The 17925-nt window shown below is 63.3% G+C and carries 14 protein-coding genes and 3 pseudogenes; 12 read left to right on the top strand and 5 right to left on the bottom strand.

The genetic code is table 11. From position 1 onward, the window contains the following. Nucleotides 1-150 precede the first annotated feature (150 nt). Together ACW4QM_RS01085 and ACW4QM_RS01080 are read right to left on the bottom strand one after the other, a co-directional pair. Nucleotides 151-1431: a HipA domain-containing protein gene (locus tag ACW4QM_RS01085; RefSeq protein ID WP_237974136.1), complete on the bottom strand. Its 1281-nt coding sequence runs from the start codon at nucleotides 1429-1431 to the stop codon at nucleotides 151-153. Next, nucleotides 1428-1700, bottom strand: a complete 273-nt coding sequence (locus tag ACW4QM_RS01080; protein ID WP_022739396.1) for a helix-turn-helix domain-containing protein — start codon at nucleotides 1698-1700, stop codon at nucleotides 1428-1430. The genes ACW4QM_RS01085 and ACW4QM_RS01080 overlap by 4 nt, the downstream gene beginning before the upstream one ends. A gap of 225 nt (nucleotides 1701-1925) precedes the next feature. Between ACW4QM_RS01080 and ACW4QM_RS01075 the strand changes: the two genes are divergently transcribed. The 12 genes and pseudogenes from ACW4QM_RS01075 to ACW4QM_RS01020 all read left to right on the top strand — a co-directional run. Continuing rightward, complete coding sequence (locus ACW4QM_RS01075; protein WP_237974137.1) at nucleotides 1926-2348, top strand: hypothetical protein; 423 nt, start codon at nucleotides 1926-1928, stop codon at nucleotides 2346-2348. Further along, nucleotides 2345-2707: an IS66 family insertion sequence element accessory protein TnpB gene (tnpB, locus tag ACW4QM_RS01070; RefSeq protein ID WP_237974138.1), complete on the top strand. Its 363-nt coding sequence runs from the start codon at nucleotides 2345-2347 to the stop codon at nucleotides 2705-2707. The genes ACW4QM_RS01075 and tnpB overlap by 4 nt, the downstream gene beginning before the upstream one ends. A gap of 55 nt (nucleotides 2708-2762) precedes the next feature. Then, nucleotides 2763-3287: pseudogene (locus ACW4QM_RS01065) on the top strand (IS66 family transposase); the annotation flags it as partial. 253 nt (nucleotides 3288-3540) lie between these two features. Continuing rightward, nucleotides 3541-4354, top strand: a pseudogene (gene tnpC, locus ACW4QM_RS01060) (IS66 family transposase); the annotation flags it as partial. Then, a complete protein-coding gene (locus tag ACW4QM_RS01055) occupies nucleotides 4336-4566 on the top strand; it encodes a transposase domain-containing protein (protein ID WP_415979290.1) in 231 nt (76 codons plus the stop codon). The pseudogene tnpC and the gene ACW4QM_RS01055, both read left to right, overlap by 19 nt. A 164-nt stretch (nucleotides 4567-4730) precedes the next feature. Beyond that, the gene (istA, locus tag ACW4QM_RS01050; protein WP_157013084.1) at nucleotides 4731-5960 is read left to right on the top strand and encodes an IS21 family transposase; all 1230 of its coding nucleotides are present in this window, start codon (nucleotides 4731-4733) and stop codon (nucleotides 5958-5960) included. Continuing rightward, the gene (gene istB / locus ACW4QM_RS01045) at nucleotides 5957-6754 is read left to right on the top strand and encodes an IS21-like element helper ATPase IstB (protein WP_302808677.1); all 798 of its coding nucleotides are present in this window, start codon (nucleotides 5957-5959) and stop codon (nucleotides 6752-6754) included. Before istA ends, istB begins: the two co-directional genes overlap by 4 nt. Then, a complete protein-coding gene (locus ACW4QM_RS01040; RefSeq protein WP_114540649.1) occupies nucleotides 6751-6966 on the top strand; it encodes a hypothetical protein in 216 nt (71 codons plus the stop codon). Before istB ends, ACW4QM_RS01040 begins: the two co-directional genes overlap by 4 nt. 514 nt (nucleotides 6967-7480) lie before the next feature. Continuing rightward, nucleotides 7481-8767: an MFS transporter gene (locus ACW4QM_RS01035; protein WP_415979249.1), complete on the top strand. Its 1287-nt coding sequence runs from the start codon at nucleotides 7481-7483 to the stop codon at nucleotides 8765-8767. A 264-nt stretch (nucleotides 8768-9031) separates the two neighbouring features. Further along, the gene (gene abc-f / locus ACW4QM_RS01030; RefSeq protein WP_237974378.1) at nucleotides 9032-10501 is read left to right on the top strand and encodes a ribosomal protection-like ABC-F family protein; all 1470 of its coding nucleotides are present in this window, start codon (nucleotides 9032-9034) and stop codon (nucleotides 10499-10501) included. A gap of 582 nt (nucleotides 10502-11083) precedes the next feature. Further along, complete coding sequence (locus ACW4QM_RS01025) at nucleotides 11084-11458, top strand: hypothetical protein (protein ID WP_237974379.1); 375 nt, start codon at nucleotides 11084-11086, stop codon at nucleotides 11456-11458. Then, a pseudogene (locus ACW4QM_RS01020) lies at nucleotides 11455-12018 on the top strand (type IV secretory system conjugative DNA transfer family protein); the annotation flags it as partial. The gene ACW4QM_RS01025 and the pseudogene ACW4QM_RS01020, both read left to right, overlap by 4 nt. A 406-nt stretch (nucleotides 12019-12424) precedes the next feature. Here ACW4QM_RS01020 and ACW4QM_RS01015 read toward each other — a convergent pair. The 3 genes from ACW4QM_RS01015 to ACW4QM_RS01005 all read right to left on the bottom strand — a co-directional run bounded on the left by ACW4QM_RS01015 (nucleotide 12425) and on the right by ACW4QM_RS01005 (nucleotide 17916). Then, nucleotides 12425-13399: a TatD family hydrolase gene (locus tag ACW4QM_RS01015; protein WP_237974381.1), complete on the bottom strand. Its 975-nt coding sequence runs from the start codon at nucleotides 13397-13399 to the stop codon at nucleotides 12425-12427. Nucleotides 13400-13537: 138 nt separating this feature from the next. Continuing rightward, entirely contained in the window at nucleotides 13538-15115 is a 1578-nt protein-coding gene (gene metG, locus ACW4QM_RS01010) for a methionine--tRNA ligase (protein WP_237974382.1), read from the bottom strand. A gap of 200 nt (nucleotides 15116-15315) precedes the next feature. After that, nucleotides 15316-17916: an ATP-binding protein gene (locus ACW4QM_RS01005; protein WP_455798100.1), complete on the bottom strand. Its 2601-nt coding sequence runs from the start codon at nucleotides 17914-17916 to the stop codon at nucleotides 15316-15318. Between the last annotated feature and the right edge of the window lie 9 nt (nucleotides 17917-17925).

The following is a 17925-nucleotide window of genomic DNA, read 5'->3' as shown; positions in this document are numbered from 1 at the left end:
ACATCGAGAGACTCAGAAGGCCGCTAGGTAGCCGCAAATGCAGAGACACCAGATAAAACACCTGATCGAAAAGAGTTGCTAGCGATCCTCGAACCGGTCGCAACGGCTGAAATGTCGCAATCCTCGAAAAACTTGCCGTTCTCAACGGCATTAGCCTGCGAACGACTTAAGCACAGCTAACCGAGGAGCGGCGTTCTCCGTGACGCGCTTTGCCATAGCCTGGGTATCAAATTCGACGAAGCTGGTTGGGTGAATGGCTTCGAACCGCTCCGCAAGCAGTCGCGCCTCCTCCTTCGCCGCCTTCCGCGAAACGCGCATATCCTCAGCCGTGCGCGCCAAGTCGTCAGTCGTAATATCGCTCAGCTCCCTGTGGGCACCGAGCGCAAAAGCCATTTTTGTCGAATAGCCCGTCAACGGAATGCATGTCAAATCGTACAGGGGAGCCAGCGCGCGATGCTTCCAGTCCTCGCTATAGAGAAAGGCGTAATTCTTAAGATGGTTGTCCGAGTTCCCAATAAGATAGTGGAACAGCAGCCGACGCGCCATCTCGAGTCTCTCTTGCGCCGGACGCTCGGAAACTGCATCAACAAGCTTGGCGATGACTTGAACATAGCTAACTTCGGGATGCGCATCAGCGTATTTCAAATAGAGGGGAAGTCCGCGCGCTTGACAGAAATCCTCTTGGTGCAACCGCAGAAGACCGTCCTCGCCAAGTAGAACGCGATCGTAGCGCTTAACAGCAATGGCGCCCGGAATCTCGGGGATGAGGGCAACGTCAGGTGTCGCAAAACCGCACTGCCGGGCGATCTCCATGCATACGAATTCGTTGTAGGCGAGCTCCTCCCTGCCTCTTCGAGCGACCTTTACGATATGCGAGGACGGTGCCGTCCCAAGCGGCAGCTTCCAATCGCTCAGAGCCGCATCTCGAGCATCGACCTCTTCAGGCAAGTACCAAGCCACCTTCGATTGCGCTCCTGAGAGAGAAAGCCTCAGCTCATCGGTCATCTCCGTCACCGCCCGCTCCGCGTCTTCGCGCAACTGCTCCACCACTGAGTTTTCCAAGGGGGCATAGGACGGCTTGAAATCGGTCAATCGCGATCCCTCGGCAACGAACGTGAGGGCGCCAATGCTCTCGCATCCGAGCTTCTCGAAGAAGGCAAGAAAATCATTGCGGGGCACTTGGTAACGCTCGGCCAAATTGGCGAGCACAACGCCTTCGGGCAAAAGCCCTTGGAAAAAGGGAGCATATTCCTGGGGCTCGTAGCACCCGAAATCGAGCGGCATGCTCTCCGAGATGCCAAACTCGCCCTTTTCTTCTCCCCGCTGCACGTATCGAACGTCGTAGAAGAAGCGGATTCCGAAATCGGTCGAAGCAAATGCCCCAACCAGTTCCATGCCCTCCCGGCTGTCGCGATAGACTTCGAGCCTCAATCTTCTCCCCTCCCTCTGGCGTACAAATCAAGTCCTATGGACTGGCACACGTAGAGCACTTGCTTGATGTTACCGCCCGCCACTCCGCGCTCCAGCTCACCGATGAAGCGAGGGGAGCACTGGCAGGCATCGGCAAGTTGCACCTGCGTCAGGCCCAGTTTCTTGCGGCGCTTCCGAATAGCCTGGCCCAAATCTTCGGCATCGCGGATTTTCCCTCGTGGGTTGCGAGGCTTTCCCTGGCCAAACGTTATCTGCGCATCCGAATGCATAATCTTCCCATTTCGTACTATTTCAGCAACGATGGGCATTATAGTACCAAATGGGAAGATTCTTCAATTTCTCCTGGAATCTTCCCATTCGGTAAGTTTAATCAAAATACACGGAGGTACTGTGCGGGTTGCCCCTTTAATCTGTAAGCGCCATAACTGCCGCGTCTTCAGCTTGATCTAGCACCGCGGGACAATGCCCCCAGTCAACGAGAGATTGGGGTTGCGATGACGATGATGAAGCCAGACGAGCGCCGGGCCATGCGCCGGCAGCAGATCGAGCAGTTCCTCGCCAGCGACACGGGCGTGATGGAGTGGACCAAGCTCAACCGCATGAGCACGTCGACCTTCTACCTGTGGCTGCACAGGTTCCAGGACGAGGACCCGGAGACCTTCGGGCGCCGCGAGCCCAAGGGCGGCGGGTGGATCGAGCTGAGCCGCGCCGAGCTCAGGGACAGCGTCGCTCTCGCAAAGGCGGACGACCCCGCACCAGCAGCGCCTGTTGTCGCGGCCGCCGCGCCCATCCCGGCACCGACCCCCGACCATCGCCCCGCCATCCGCATCAGCGTCAACGGCGCGGGCGTCGAGGTGCCCGCAGGTGCGGCGGAGGCCGACATCGCCGCGGTGCTCAGGGCGGTGGCGTCGCTGTGAACCCGCTCACCTCACCGGACAGGATCCTCATCTCCAGGCACCCGACCGACATGCGGGCCGGCATCCAACGCCTGGCCAGCATCGTCTCCACCGACTTCGGCGAGGATCCCCAGGACGGGGCGCTGTACTGCTTCGTGAGCCGCGACTGCCTCAAGATGAAGATGCTGAGGTTCGACGTCAACGGCTGGGTGCTCTACTACTGCTACCTGGCCGAGGGCACCTTCAGGTGGGAGCACCGCCCGGACTACGCCGACCCCAAGCTCACATTCGAGCGCCGAAAGCTCATGTGGCTGCTCGACGGGCTGGATCCCGAGAGCCTCCAAGCGCCCCCGCCGGTCACCGCCAACATCATCCTATAGCGGCAAAAACGCAGGTCAGATGCGGTTTTTGCCACCTCTGTAGGATAATATACGCATGCAAACGACCACCGACTTAGAGGCCATGCGCGAGCTGCTGGAGAGCATGCAGGGGCAGATCGCGTCCCTCGTCTCCCAGAACGACGCGCTCGCCAAGCAGGTCTCCGACCTCAGCGAGGACCTGCGCGCCCAGGCCGCCGAGTCCGACAAGGTCATCGCCTCTTTGAAGGCCGAGCTCGCCGAGGCCAAGCTCAAGGAGGCCTCCCTGGTCGAGGAGATCAAGTTCTGGAACATGCGCTTTTACGGCTCCAAGTCCGAGAAGGTCGCCCACGGCCAGATCTCGCTGTTCAACGAGATGGAGGCAGCCTTCGACGAGGAGCACCCCGAGCCTTCCATCGAGGACGCGCTGCCCAAGAGGAAGGGAAAGCCCCACAGGCGCGGCGGCAAGGTCAACATCGACTACGACAGGTTCAAGACCATCGTGATCGAGCACGACATCCCCGAGGGCGAGCGCGCCTGCCCGGAGTGCGGCTGCGTGCTCAGGGAGATGAACGTCGAGGTCACCAAGCGCCTCAAGATCGTCCCCGCCCAGATCTACGTCGAGGAGCACCGCCGCCACGTCTACAGGTGCGCGGACTGCTGCGGCGCGAACGCCAGGGGCGAGGAGAGGAAGTCCGTGATCGTGAGGGCGCCGCAGCCCAAGCCGCCCATCCCGGGCTCCTTCGCCACGCCGTCGCTGATCTCCTACGTCATCAACGGCAAGTACTCCCTGGGCCTGCCGCTGTACCGCATGGAGGCCGAGTTCAGGTCCATGCGCGCCGAGATCGAGGCAGGACATGGCCAGCTGGGTCATAAACGTGCACGTCAGGTGGCTGTCGAAGGTCCACTCGCGCATAAAGGCGGAGCTGCTGTCGCACGACCTGATGCACGCCGACGAGACGACGGTCCAGGTCCTCAAGGAGCCGAGCCGCAAGCCGACCCGCAAGTCGAGGATGTGGCTGTTCTGCTCGGCCAAACGCGACACCCCGGCATACGTATACGAGTACCACGAGACGCGCGGCAAGTCGGTCGCCGAGGGCTTCCTGCGCGGCTGGAAGGGCACGCTCACCACCGACGGCTACCGCCCCTACTTCAACCTCCAGGAGGCCGACGTCACCAACACCGCGTGCCTGGTGCACGTCCGCCGAAAGTTCGCCGAGATCGTCAAGGTCGCCGGCGGCGACGCCAAGGCGGCCAAGTCCCTGTACCCCAGCGTCGCGCTCGACGCGCGCAGGATGATCGACGAGATGTTCAAGGTCGACAAGGCCTTCGACAAGCTCGACGCGAGGGAGCGCAAGGCGAAGAGGATCGAGGAGCTCCAGCCCCTCATGCGCAACTTCTACGCCTTCTGCGTGCGGAGCGCGGAGGTCGCGACGCCGAGGAGCAAGCTGGACAAGGCCCTGCGCTACGCCATCTGGAGCTGGCCCTACGTCATGAACGTGCTCGACGACGGCCGCCTGGAGCTCGACAACAACATCGCGGAGCGGGGCATGAAGGTCTTCGTGATCGGCCGCAAGGCGTGGCTGTTCAGCGACACGCCCAGGGGAGCTGAGGCCTCAGCCGCCATCTACAGCATCGTCACCACGGCCAAGATGAACGGCCTGGAGCCCAGGGCCTACATCGAATGGCTGCTAACCGAGATGCCCAACGCCGGCGAGCTCACCGACGAGGTCGTGGACGGCTTCCTGCCGTGGTCTGACAAGGTGCCGCAGGAGTGCAAGCTCAAGCCCGAGGTCTGGGAGAAGGTCAGGGAGATGCGCGACGAGCCGATCCTCAACGTGGACCCCGCGGTCTTCGAGGACGAGGTCGAGTACGGGTGTTAGCGCTACCGTAATAATCGCCGATTGGGCCCCCGCTTCCCGCCAATCGCGCCACCGCACAGGCGCCGATCGCGCTACCGGACTTTGGCCGGCGGCGCCCCCGGCGCCGCAAGGTGTAGGCTCCCGACGTCTCCGGACGGAAGGAGCCCCGATTGGAAAGGAACATCATGGGAGAGTTCGACATGTACAGGCAGGCGGGCACCACGCCCAACTTCACCGACATCGCCCGGCGCTACGGCATGAACCGGCACACGGTGGCCAAGTACTGGAAGGCCGGCGGCCAGGTGGAGGACGCGCGCAGGTGCCGCCCGAGCGGGCTGGACCGCCACAGGGAGGTCATAGAGGCCAAGGCGCAGCTGCCCGGCGCGACCAAGCGCGGCATCTACGAGTACCTGATCGACCGCTGCTACGCCGGCGAGGAGCCGCCGGCCTACAACACGCTCACCAAGTGGATGCGCCGCAACGGCATCGAGTGCGGGCGCCCTCCGGAGGGCCCCGAGCCCCACCCCCGCTTCGAGACGGCGCCCGGCGAGCAGATGCAGTTCGACTGGAAGGAGTCGCTGCGCATGGCCGACGCCGAGGGCGAGGTGTTCGAGTTCAACGTGTTCTCGGCCACGCTGGGCTACTCCCGGCTCCACCGGTTCGTCTACTCCAGGACGCGCACCGAGGACGACGTCATGGCGTGCCTGCTGGCGGTGATGGCCGCCAACGGAGGCACGGCGCGCACGCTGGTCACCGACAACATGTCCTCCATCGTCTCGTCCTCCGCCTCGGGGCGGCGCGTCTCGGCGCGCTTCGCCAGGTTCGCCGCCGCGGCGGGCTTCGAGCTGGAGCTGGCGCGGCCGAGGAGCCCGCAGACCAAGGGCAAGGTGGAGTCGTCGAACCGGTTCCTGTCGAGGCTGGCCGTCTACGAGGGCGACTTCCGCGGCGAGGAGGGGCTCGTGGCCGCCATCGCGCGCATCGAGGCGCGGTGCAACACCGAGCCCAGCGCGTCGACCGGGGTGCCGCCGGCGGTGCTGTTCATGCGCGAGAAGGAGGAGCTGCGCAAGGTGGGCAACATGGGGCTTCTGGAGTCGATGGTGGCCGACGTCTCCGTCCAGGCGGTGCCCCCCACGATGCTCGTCCGCTGCCGGGGCCGCGAGTTCTCGGTGCCCCGGCGCTGCATAGGCAGGCGCGTCAAGGTGCTCGCGATGCCGTCGGGCCAGGTGAGGGTGGAGATGGCCGGCGAGACCGTCGCGGTCCACGACCTGTCGGCCCCGGGAGGGCCCGTCGTCTACGACCCGGCGCACTACGCCGAGGCCCTGGCCGCGAAGGCGCGCTACGCCGACGCCGACATCGAGGCGGCGGCCCGCGCCAACCTGGAGCTGCTCGGCAGGCTCGGGGAGGGGTCGCTGTGAGCGCCCGGGACGAGGGCGGCGCCTACGCCCGCATACGCGAGAACCTCTCGGAGCTGGGGCTGGACGCCATGGCGGCGGGGCTGCCCCACTGGATGTCGGCGGTGGCCGCCGGCGAGGCCGACTTCGCCTCGGCGATGCTCGCCATGACCTCCGAGGAGGCCGAGGCCAAGCGCCGTCGCGGGACCGACCGCAAGGTGCGCGCCGCCGGCTTCCCGTTCGTCAAGACGCTGGCCGACTTCGACTTCTCCTTCCAGCCCTCCATACCCAGGGCCGTCGTGGACGACCTGGCCGCGCTCAGGTTCCTGGACGCGGCCGAGAACGTGGTTCTGGTCGGCAGCCCGGGCGTGGGCAAGACCCACATCGCGGTGGCGCTGGGGGTGGAGGCGGTGCGCGCCCGCAAGGAGGTGCGCTTCACCGACTGCGCGGCGCTGGTGCGCGACCTGAAGGACGCCTCCTCGCGCGGCATCCTGGCGAAGAGGCTGAAGTACTACGCCCACGCGACGCTGCTCATCATCGACGAGCTCGGCTACCTGGACGTGGACGAGGAGGGGGCCGACCTGCTGTTCCAGCTCGTCTCGGCCCGCTACGAGCACCGCTCCACGGTCATCACCACCAACGTGGCCGTGGGCCTTTGGGCCGACGTGTTCGGGGACGCGGTGACCGCCGCGGCCATCGCCGACCGGGTGTGCCACCACTGCACGATGCTCAAGATAACGGGGCGGTCCTACCGCATGAAGGACCTGCTGGCCGAGGCGGCCGACGGCGACGGGCTGCCCGAGAGGGGGCAGTCGTGAGGGCCGCGGACGCCGCGGGGTGGCTGGCCGCGTTCGGCGCAGAGGACGTCGCGGTGACGGTCAGGTTCCCGCAGCTCGGCGGATGGGAGGTCACGAGCTGGGCGGTCGCGCCCGGGGACGCCGAGGGCTCCCCGGCGCTGGAGGTTGAGATCTGGGCCGCGGACTTCGACTACCCCGCGGTCGAGCGCGCCCTGGGCGGCGGCCCGAGGTAGCGCGGGCGGCCAAAGTGCGGTAGCGCCCCCGGCCGGGAACCGGGGGCGCCGCCGGCGGGATAGAGTGGCGCGTTCGGCTGATTTTGCGGTAGCGCTAACAACGGGCCTGCGAAGGACGAGGTCCTTAGGAGCGCACCCAGGAGTAGAGCCGAAGGCTTCCTAGTAACTTTTCGGGAGATCTCCTAGGAACCTTTCGGGAGGGTTCCTAGGAAGCTTTCGTGTGCCCTACGCGGCAGTTATGGCGCTTACTTCTAACGAAATAAATAACCACATAACGTAAATGCAGCCATAGATACAAAAGGAATCGAATGGCCAGAGAGGACTGCGCTTACCGATGGTCGATTCTTGACAGGCAAACTCAAGCCTTGTTAATATTACATGGTTTGCCAGACCGAATTAACAAAGGAGGGGTGTCGTGGTTGGTCTTTTCCGCACGTGGATGAGCGCCTAGAAAGCGGCGCTGTTGTGGCGTCGCGCTGTTTTTCTGCACGCCATTTCACAATTGGACATAACCATGATATTTGAAACCTCTCGGGGCAGGTCTGCTCTGCTGTGCCATTCATGGCAATTCAAGCTTTGTTTCGTATGGGGCGGCGAGCTCGTTTCGACATTGACGAGTTCGATTCTCCAAATGGGTCTTATTTGGCATCTCGCCCTCACGACAGGGTCGTCTTCTCTCCTCTCCCTGGCATCGTTAGCAGGCTTTCTGCCGATTGCTTTGTTCGGAGGCCTTGCGGGTGCCGTTGTCGACAGACTGCCTTTGAAACGTGTTCTTATCGGCGCCGACCTCTTCATTGCCGCGGTGGGCGCCGCTTTGGCGATTGCCTCGTTGGGCGGCAGCTTACCTGCATGGCCAATCCTCATCGCCCTGTTTCTCCGCGCAGTTGGCACTTCGTTCTACACGCCGGCCTCCCAATCCCTCACGCCCCATCTCGCCCCGCCAGAGCATCTCGTTCGCCTATCGGGAGTGATGCAGGCGATTCAGTCCGGCGGATACATTCTTGGCGCCGCGCTCGCGGCAGTGATTTATCCTGTGGCAGGCATTACCGCCATGATTGCCCTCGACGTGCTGGGGGCACTTTTCGCTTCTCTAGCTGTCCTCGCCGCGCGGATAGACGCAGGAGGACTCGACGAAGCCGACCACAGTTCGTCCTTTTCCAATAAAGTTCGAGAACTTTTCTCTGAGATTTCGGACGGCTACAAGCTGATTAGAGGGCACAGGGGGTTGTTCGCCCTTCTTTGGTGCGGGTTCGTCTTCGCTTTCGCGTGCTCCCCACTCGCGGCATTGTTCCCAATAATGACCTTGGGACATTTTGGCGGTAGCACGGGGGATGCTGCTTTGGTGGAAATCCTTTTTTCTGCAGGCATGCTGGCTGGGTCCGGCATCTTGGCAGTTACGGGAGGGTTCCGCAATAGGTCGTTCACCATGGTCACCGCGATTGCCGGCTTCGGCATTGCCGCAATCGTATCCGGATTGCTCGGCTCGTCGTTGTTCGCCGCTTTCCTACCGGCGAGCTTTCTTATGGGCGCATGCTCCCCGTTGTACGCGGGAACCCAGACCGCCCTTGTGCAGGAGCAGATACCTCCTGAGTACCTAGGCCGCGTTTTCGGCCTCTACGGAACCATCATGGCGTGGGCCATGCCCATGGGCCTCGCAGCCCCCTCCGTTTTTGCGGACCTGCTCGGAGCTCCGTTATGGTTCGTCGGCTCTGGAGCGACCATGGTACTGCTTGCGATGGCGATGCTTCTCGCTCCAAGTGTACGAAACGTGGGGAAAAGAAATACCGGGCAGATTCAATAGCCCAAGCATTCGAAAACAAGGGGGGCAGTAGCCACCGATTCACGCGTCAGCCTTCAAGCTCTCACGACGACGAGGTATTGCGCCGGCATCCCGCAATGCGCTCCTCATTCGCTGCCAACCATTTTTTTCGGATTCACCGGCTTGCGCAAGGCCAAAACGCTCGCGCCTGCGGATGGACAGAGGCGAAAAATCGACGTGAACGATCCTTTATTGGCATGGCTGCGCTTCCAGTAAAACACCAATACACAAAAGGCGGTTCAACCTATGGAACTTATAGTCAAAGCTAAAGACATCTTTTTGGAATATGCCGGCCGCGATATCCTGGACATCGAAGGGTTGGAAATCTACTCCTACGATCGCATCGGCTTGGTAGGAGATAACGGTGCAGGCAAAACCAGCCTGCTAAAAATCCTGAGCGGTGATCTTACCATTGCTGGCGCCGACGTCAGGCGCTTTGGCAGCATTGCCCTCATCAGCCAGCTCGACGAACTCGACCTTGATACGGCCCCGGGTAGCGGCGAAATGCTCTCCCGTCTCAACGTCGCCGGCGTGGCGCCGGAGACGATGAGCGGCGGAGAAGAAACGCGCGCCAAGATTGCCTCTGCGCTCTCCCGGCATACAAGCGCGATCTTCGCCGACGAGCCTACGAGCCACCTCGATCAAGACGGCATCAGCCTTCTCGTCGGGCAGCTCAAGGCATTTGATGGGGCCCTGCTCATTGTGAGCCATGACCGTCATTTTCTCGACCAGGTGGTGGACAAGATCTGGGAGCTCAAAGACGGCAGTATTTCCGAATTCTGGGGTGACTACTCAGACTATCTGCGACAGAAAGAAGAAGAGCGCAAAGTTCAGGCGGCTCGATACGAAGAGGCGATGCGCGAGCGCAAGCGCCTTGAAGCCGCCATCGAAAAACAACGGAAAAAAGCACGACAGGTCGACGCCAAGCAGAAGGGCGCAAAGAAAAGCAACGAATATGCAGGTCGATTGGGGCATCAGAAGGCAACCGGCACCAAACAGAAGAGGATGTACCAGGCGGCTAAGAACATGGAGAAGCGCCTCGAAGCGCTCGAAGGGATTGAGGCCCCCGACAGCATTCGCACCGTGCGGTTCCGCCAGAGCAAGGCCCTGGAACTGCATAGTAAATTTCCCATCTCGGCAGACGATTTCAGCTTGAGCCTCGGCAACCGCATGCTCTATGACCACGCGAAATTCGAGATACCGCTCGGTGCCAAAGTGGCCATCACCGGTGGCAACGGTACAGGAAAGACCAGCCTGCTGAAGGCAATCGCTCGACGCGCCGACGGTATCAACATCTCTCCCAAGGCAGAGATCGGTTACTTCGAGCAAACAGGCTACAAGTTCGACGCCCGTCAGTCTGCGATCTCGTTCATGCAGGATGGTTGCGAGTACAGCATGACCGAAATCCGAAGCATCCTCGCCTCTATGGGAATCGGACCGCGTGACCTGACAAAGGACGTTGGCGTTCTCTCGGGAGGCGAAGTCATCAAGCTGCTGCTCGCGAAGATGCTGCTGGGCAGATACAACATCTTGCTCATGGACGAGCCTGGAAATTACCTGGACATCAAGAGCGCCGAAGCCCTCGAGCAGATGATGAGCGCCTATGTCGGAACGATAGTGTTCGTCTCCCACGATAAGAGGCTGGTCGAGAACGTCGCAGACATTATTTACGAAATAAAGGACACCAAGCTAGTCAAAATCTTTCAGCGCGAATAACCCTAAATGAGCAGGATATATTCCCAGAATGGAGACAAAAGGCCTCGAAACAGGCCTTTTTCTCCGCGATGCATAGGTCAATTGATAAGGTTCACAGAAATTCGGAAGAATTGGCAATCCGAGTTTTCCGACACACGAAAGAAATTTTCAGAGCGGGGAAGCGGATGAACCAGGCCAATCTCATAGTCGCAAGGATAGAGCGGGCGCGACATGAGCCTCGCCTGCTTCCTCACGAAGGAGCAGGCGAGCGACCTGGCCGAAACACGCAGGAGGATGGTGGAGGACTACGGGCCGGCGAGCCATGCGGGCCCTTTCCGATTCTAGCGAGGAGGTGCCGCATGGACCGCGCCGCTAGGCATACCGCCCGGACCGCCGCCCTCTCGGCACTCATAGCCCTGCCCTGCATTTTCGCGCCATCGGCCTTCCCACCGCCTTCGCCATGCCCGAGGCATGGCGAGCAATCTGTTTGAGGAAGCGGGAGGCGCGACCTTCCGCCGATGCGGAAGGGGCCGAGAATGGCGAGCGATTACGGCGACGACGCCGGAGAGAAGATGATAGAGGACTTCGCGCTTCGGGGAGCGCATGGGCGAGAGGGCGATGTACGACCGCGCGAGGCGGATGCGGAGCGCGTTCGAGAACGCCACGGCCGCGACGCGCGGAGCCGCGGGGGAAGGCGATGCCCGCGAGAAGCCCGCCGAATGGGCGAAGCTCGACATGGCCGAGTTTCAGGAGATCGAGGACTATGCCGGCATCAAGGGGATCATCGAGGCGAAGCTCAGGGCGCACGCCGTCGACTCGGCGTGGTTCGTCGAGCCCGCCACGGGTAGGGAGCACCTTCTGTTCCGCGTCGCGGACGCCAGGCAGGCCCGCGCGGCGCCGTCGGCCCTCGAGGCAGAGGGCGCCACCACGCGCGCTGCAACGCGGGGACCCCGCATGCAGGAGGTGCGGGCGAGATGACGACTGCACGAATCATGGCGGCAGCCCTCGCCTCCATCGCCGCCTTCCTCCTCGGGAACTCGTACGCCGCATGCCTGCTCTCGCTTCCGGGCAGTCCCGCGGTCAACCTCACGGAAGCGGCCAAGCGCCTTCCTTCCTTTCTGCTAGGCCACGGCCCCCTCTCGCTCGAGGCTGCCGCGCTCGCGACGGGGCTCGTGGCCGCCTGCGCCGTGTGGTGCGCCTGGGCGTGGTCGCTCACGCACGGGAACCCGGAGCGGCAGGGCGAGGAGCACGGCAGCGCCCGCTGGGGCACCGTCCGTGAGGGCAGGCGATTCATGAACCTCGAGGACCCCGACAGAAACATCGTCCTCACGAAGCACTTTGGGATGGCGATGGACCGGCCCGACCACGACCGACGCTTCGAGCGCAACCGGAACGTGCTCGTGGTGGGCGGCTCCGGCTCCGGGAAGACGAGGGGGTTCTTCGAGCCCAACATCATGCAGCTGAACTCGAACCACCTCGTGACCGACCCGAAGGGCGAGACGCTGCCCCGGATGGGGCACATGTGGCGGGGCGATGGTCGGGGTCGGTGCCGGGATGGGCGCGGCGGCCGCGACAACAGGCGCTGCTGGTGCGGGGTCGTCCGCCTTTGCGAGAGCGACGCTGTCCCTGAGCTCGGCGCGGCTCAGCTCGATCCACCCGCCGCCCTTGGGCTCGCGGCGCCCGAAGGTCTCCGGGTCCTCGTCCTGGAACCTGTGCAGCCACAGGTAGAAGGTCGACGTGCTCATGCGGTTGAGCTTGGTCCACTCCATCACGCCCGTGTCGCTGGCGAGGAACTGCTCGATCTGCTGCCGGCGCATGGCCCGGCGCTCGTCTGGCTTCATCATCGTCATCGCAACCCCAATCTCTCGTTGACTGGGGGCATTGTCCCGCGGTGCTAGATCAAGCTGAAGACGCAGCAGTTATGGCGCTTACTTTAATCTTCTCCTAGGCGTTTTCCCTCTGCCACGGGGTGGGTGGGCGGTTAAGAAGGCGCTGGGCGTTCTCGTAGAGTTGGGCGAGCAGGACGGCGCGGGCCTCGGGGGTGTCGGCGCCACGCACCTCGCAGAGCACATCGGCGGTGTAGATGGTGTGGGCCGGGCCGCAGTCGGTGCCGCGCACAGGCTCGGGAGTCATATAGGGCGAGTCCGTCTCGGTGAGCAGGCGGTCAGCCGGCACCAGTGCGGCGGCCTCGCGCACCTCATCAGCCTTCTTGAAGGTGAGCGGCCCCCCGAAGGCGATGTAGCAGCCGGCCTCCACCCAACGCGCTACCTCCGCAGCGTCCAGGTTGAAGCAGTGCAGAAGAGTCCCCGCCTCGGGGAAGCCCTCCTCTTCCAGGATGGCGAAGCCGTCGTCGTGGGCCTCGCGCATGTGCAGCGCGATGGGCAGCCCCGCTTCCTTGGCCAGGCGGATCTGGGCGCGAAAGACGTCTTGCTGCACATCGCGCGGCGACAGGTCGTAGTGGTAGTCGAGCCCGATCTCCCCCACCGCGCTCACCCGGCGGTCGCGCAAACACTCGAGCAGGGCGGCCTTTAGCTCCGGCGTCCAGTCCTTGGCGTTGTGCGGGTGCACGCCGGCCGCGATGCGCACGTGGGGCACCGCCGGGGCAGCGACAATGCCAGCCGCCCCGTCGTCCTCTTCTTCCATGACCTTCAGATCGCGCGCGGCCTCTATGAGCCAGAGAGGCAGGTCGTCGAAGGTGGCGAAGCCGTCCTCGGCCGGATCGACGATGGTCTCCACAAAAGCGACGCCGTGGGCGCCGGCGCGGGCCAACTCGCAGGCCGGATCGGCGAGCATCTGCAGGTGCGCGTGGGTGTCGGCCACCGGGCCTTCGAGCACCGGCGAGGGCATCACGCGCCACTTGCCCCCCTTGCGCTTCTGGCGAAACAGCGCGTCGTAGAAAACAGGATCTTGGTCTCTCATGATTCCTTCTAGCATCTTCTAAACAGGGCTGCTACAATGGAAGCACCAGCAAAGCCCGAAGCTGTAAACTCTGGCGGGCGGCGCGGATTGTTTTGATCCAGAAAAGACCAGTTACCGCTGGTCTTTTCCTTTCTCCCACTATAGCTCAGGCAAGTTGTCGACATCCAGGCGCGGGAAGAGGGGGTCGCCCACCTCCACGGCGACGCTGGCGGGCAGCTGGCCCCAGGCCGTGGCCTCCTGGATGTCGGTGACGCCGGCGATCTCTCCCAGACCCAGGCGACGGAACACCTCGGCCGAGGTGTTCGGCATGAACGGTGCCATGTACAGGGCGATGATACGGATGGCCTCCAGGCAGTTGTAGATGACCCCGGCCAGCTCATCGGCACGCGCGGGATCCTTCGCCAACGTCCAGGGGGCGCTCTCCTCCACGTACAGGTTCACGCGGCTCGCCAGCTTCTGCACGGCCGTCGCAGCCCCGGTGAAGTCCACCTCGGCCATGCAGGCGTCGTATTCCGCATACAGCCCATCGGCGATCTCGCGCAGCGGGTTGTTCTCGGAGCCCGCGGGCGCCTCGGGCACGCGGCCCTCGAAGTACTTCGTGGTCATGTTCGTCACGCGAGAGACGAGGTTGCCCCAGGTATTGGCCAAGTCAGCGTTGTACACCTGCACCATGCGCTCCATGGAGATGGAGCCGTCGTGGCCGAACTGCACGTCGCTCATGAAGTAGTAGCGGTAGGCGTCCACGCCGAACACGCGCACCAGATCGGCCGGCATAAGACCATTGCCCTTCGACTTCGACATCTTCTCGCCCTTGGTGAGCAGAAAACCGTGGCCGAACACCGTGTGCGTGATGGGCATGCCGGCGGCCATGAGCATGGCCGGCCAGATGACGCAGTGGAAGCGGGTGATGTCCTTGCCCACGAAATGGTACTGAATGGGCCAGCGGCGATCGAACTCGGATGTGCGCTCGGGGTCGCCGTAGCCGATGCCCGTGAGGTACGCGATGAGCGCGTCGGCCCACACGTAGAACACGTGGCCCTCATCCCACGGCACGGGGATGCCCCAGTCGAAGCTGGAGCGGGAGATGGACAGATCCTGCAAGCCGCCCTTCACGAAGGAGACGATCTCGTTGCGACGGCTGACCGGTCGGATGAAGTCGGGGTGCTCGTCGTAGAAGGCGAGGAGCTTGTCCTGGAACTCGGAGAGCTTGAAGAACCAGTTCTCCTCGCCCGAGGACTCGTAGCGCACCGGGCGCTTGCAGTCGGGGCACACGAATTCGCCGTCCTCGTTCTTCTCCAGATCGCTCTCGGCGTAGTAGGTCTCCTCGTGCACGCAGTACCAGCCCTCATAGGCGCTCTTGTACAGCCAGCCCTTCTCGTACAAATCGCCCCAGAACTTCTGCACGGCACGGGTCTGGCGATCCTCGGTGGTGCGCACGAAGTTGGTGTAGTCGATATCCAGCGTCTTCCACGCATCGGTGAAGGCCGGGGCCAGCGAGTCGCACCAGGCTTGCGGGGTCATGCCGTTCTTCTCGGCAGTCTCGGCGATCTTCTGGCCGTGCTCGTCGGTGCCGGTGACGAACGACACGTCGTAGCCGTTCATACGCTCGTAGCGAGCAATGGTGTCGGCGGCCACCGTGGTATAGGCGGTACCCAGATGCGGCGCGGCGTTGATGTAGTAGATGGGCGTGGTGACGCCGAAGGTTCCCTTAGGCATAACGGGTAAGACTCCTTTTCCGGGCGCAGGCGGCCGATGACACCACCGCTCCCCTTTAGGGTTGTTGCGTGCAGGCTATCTTAACACAGCGAAGGGCCGCACGATCCTTCGACTCCGCGCTGCGCCGTAGGCGCGTGATGACGCGGGGCCGTGAGGAACCAGGGCAGCAAGGGTCGCGAGGGACGCGAGCGCCGCAAGGATCAGGAGCGCCCGAGGATTCCGCCCAGCGTCGCCGCCAGGTCCTTCACGCTGATGGGCTTGGAGAGATGGTCGTCGGCGCCGGCGCGCTTCGATTCCTGCACATCCTCGGTGAACGCGTTGGCCGAGAGCACCACGACGGGCAGCGCGCGCAAATCATCGCGCTCGCTCTCGCGGATGCGGCGCGTGGCCTCGAGGCCGTTCATGACGGGCATCTGGATATCCATGAGCACCACGTCGAAATGGCCCGGCTCGCTCGCGTCCAGCGCATCGAGGGCCTCCTGGCCGTTGGCCGCCGTCTCGGCCGCCGCGCCGAGGGACTCCAGCAGCGCCACGGCGATCTCGCTGTTAAGCTCGTTATCCTCCACAAGCAGCACGCGCACGCCGCTCAAATCGGCGTCCCTCGGCGCGGGCGCATCCCCCTGCGACACATCGCACAGGGCGTCGGCGTCGTCGCTTTCCTCGAGGGAGCCTTTCGCGTCCCTTTCCACATAGCGCATGCTCACCCGCACCGTGAACACCGTGCCGCGACCCGGCTCGCTTTCCACATCAATCGTGCCGCCCATCAGCGAGACGACGGACTGGGCGATGGAAAGCCCCAGCCCCGTGCCCTCCACGGACTCGGTGCGCGAGTCGTGCTCACGCGCGAAGGGCTCGAAGACGTGCGCCAGAAACTCAGGCGCCATGCCGCAGCCGGTGTCGGCGAAGACGAACTCGTAGTCGCTCGTCCCCTCGACGCGAGAGGCGTGCTCGACAACCCGCAGCGACACCGAGCCGCCCGCCGGCGTGAACTTCACCGCATTGCCGAGCATGTTCATGAACACCTGTTGCAAGCGAAGCCCGTCGCCCTCTACCAGCGGATGGGCGAGCCCTTCGAATTCAATCACGAAGGCGATGCCCGATTCTTCGCAGCGCTGCGAGAACATCGTCTCCATCTCGAGAGCCAACGCTCGCAGATCCACCTCTCCCACGGTAAGCACCAGGCGCCCGTTCTCGATCATGGAGAGATCGAGAACCTCGTTGATCAGCGCGAGCAAATGGTTGCTCGACGGCGTGATCTTCGCCAGGCAGTCGTCCACTTTCTCCGGATGCCCCTCGTTCATGCGCGCGAGCTCCGTCATGCCGATGATGGCGTTCATCGGCGTGCGGATATCGTGGCTCATGCGCGAGAGGAAGTCGCTCTTGGCGTTGTTGGCGGCAACCGCCGCGCGATAGGAGTCCTCCATGGCCAGCTGGAGCTGCTTCTCGCGCTGCTTGAGCGCCGTGACGTCCTGGGTTGTGTAGAGAAGCCGCGTCGGCATCCCCGCCGCGTCGCGCTGCACGCAGATGAGGTTGATGTCCTCCCATTTGACGTCTCCCCCGCGATTCATCTGGTACTCGAAGCGGATCTCGTCGGAGCCGGGCGGCATGAGATCGATGATCGTGTGCTTGTCGTAGAGCTTGGCCACCTCCGCCTTGGCCTCGTCGCCCACGACCAGGCCCTGCAGGCGCTCTATCATGGCGGTGTAGGGGCCTTCCAACTCGTAGGGGTCACTCGGCGTGACCGGGCCGCTCATGTAGCGGAACCGATCGGCATCCAAATCCATGAGCACCAGCCGCTCGGTCAGCTTGGCCACCCCGCGCTGCACGTCCTCCCGATCGCGCATCGAGCGGGTGAGCGAGCGGTGGCGGCGGTTGTTGTAGAAGATAATGCCGGCAATGACGAGGACGAATACCACCACGATGACGAACAGGGCGTTCCAACCGCCTTCATTGGCCTCGTTGATCATCTGCTCGGTAGCGGCGGCCGGGAACGTCTCCAGCATCATCCAGCCGAGACCCGGCACCTCGCGAAGGCACACCGAGCCCGTGCCGCGCTCAGCCTGGTAGCTGTACGTGACCGTCTCGTGATTGGCAAAAGCGCGCTCCAGATCGCGGGCGCCAGAGGTGGCAGAGGGGTCGGCCTGCGCCTCTTGGATAAGGTTCCTGCCAACATAGGAGGAATCCGTGGCGGCCACCACCTCCCCGGTGGGCAAGCACAGCATCACCTGGGACGCGTAGCCGAAGAAATCGCCTGACAGAAGATCGGCGAGCCGGTTCTCGCTGTAGTGGGCCAGAAGCAAGCCCACGACCGGGCCGTCCGCGCCCTCGCGAACCGGTGCGAAGAAGTACACGAGGTTCTCGTGGGTCATGCGGGTGTTGAATACGGCCTCGATGCCAGATTCGCCCGCCATGGCCCGCTTGAAGTAAGAGCGATCCGACACGTTCACCGGCTCGTGCTGGGGCGAGTGCTGCATGCCGTCGACATCAACGAAGTCGATGGTGTCGAAAGGCGAGGTCTCCTCCACGCTGATGAGCCATTCCTCGCTGGTGACGATGTCGGTCACATCCGCCGACTCCGAGGCAAGGGCGGCGATAGTCTCGATGTCTTTCTGCGTGTTCTCCATGAGGGTGGAGACCAGCACGCAGGATTGGGCCGTGGCATCAGAGACGTACTGGTTCGCCTGGGCGACGATGCGGTTGCTCGTCTGCTGCATGAAGGTGGACAGCGTGACGACGACCGCGATGAACACGAGAACGAAAGCAGCTATGGAGAGCCAGTACTTTTTCCCCTCGTCTTCCACAGCGTCCTC

The organism is Adlercreutzia sp. CNCM I-6207 (assembly GCF_977072305.1).
Note: the sequence above shows the minus strand (reverse complement) of the source record. Positions and strands in the feature narration are given on the sequence as shown.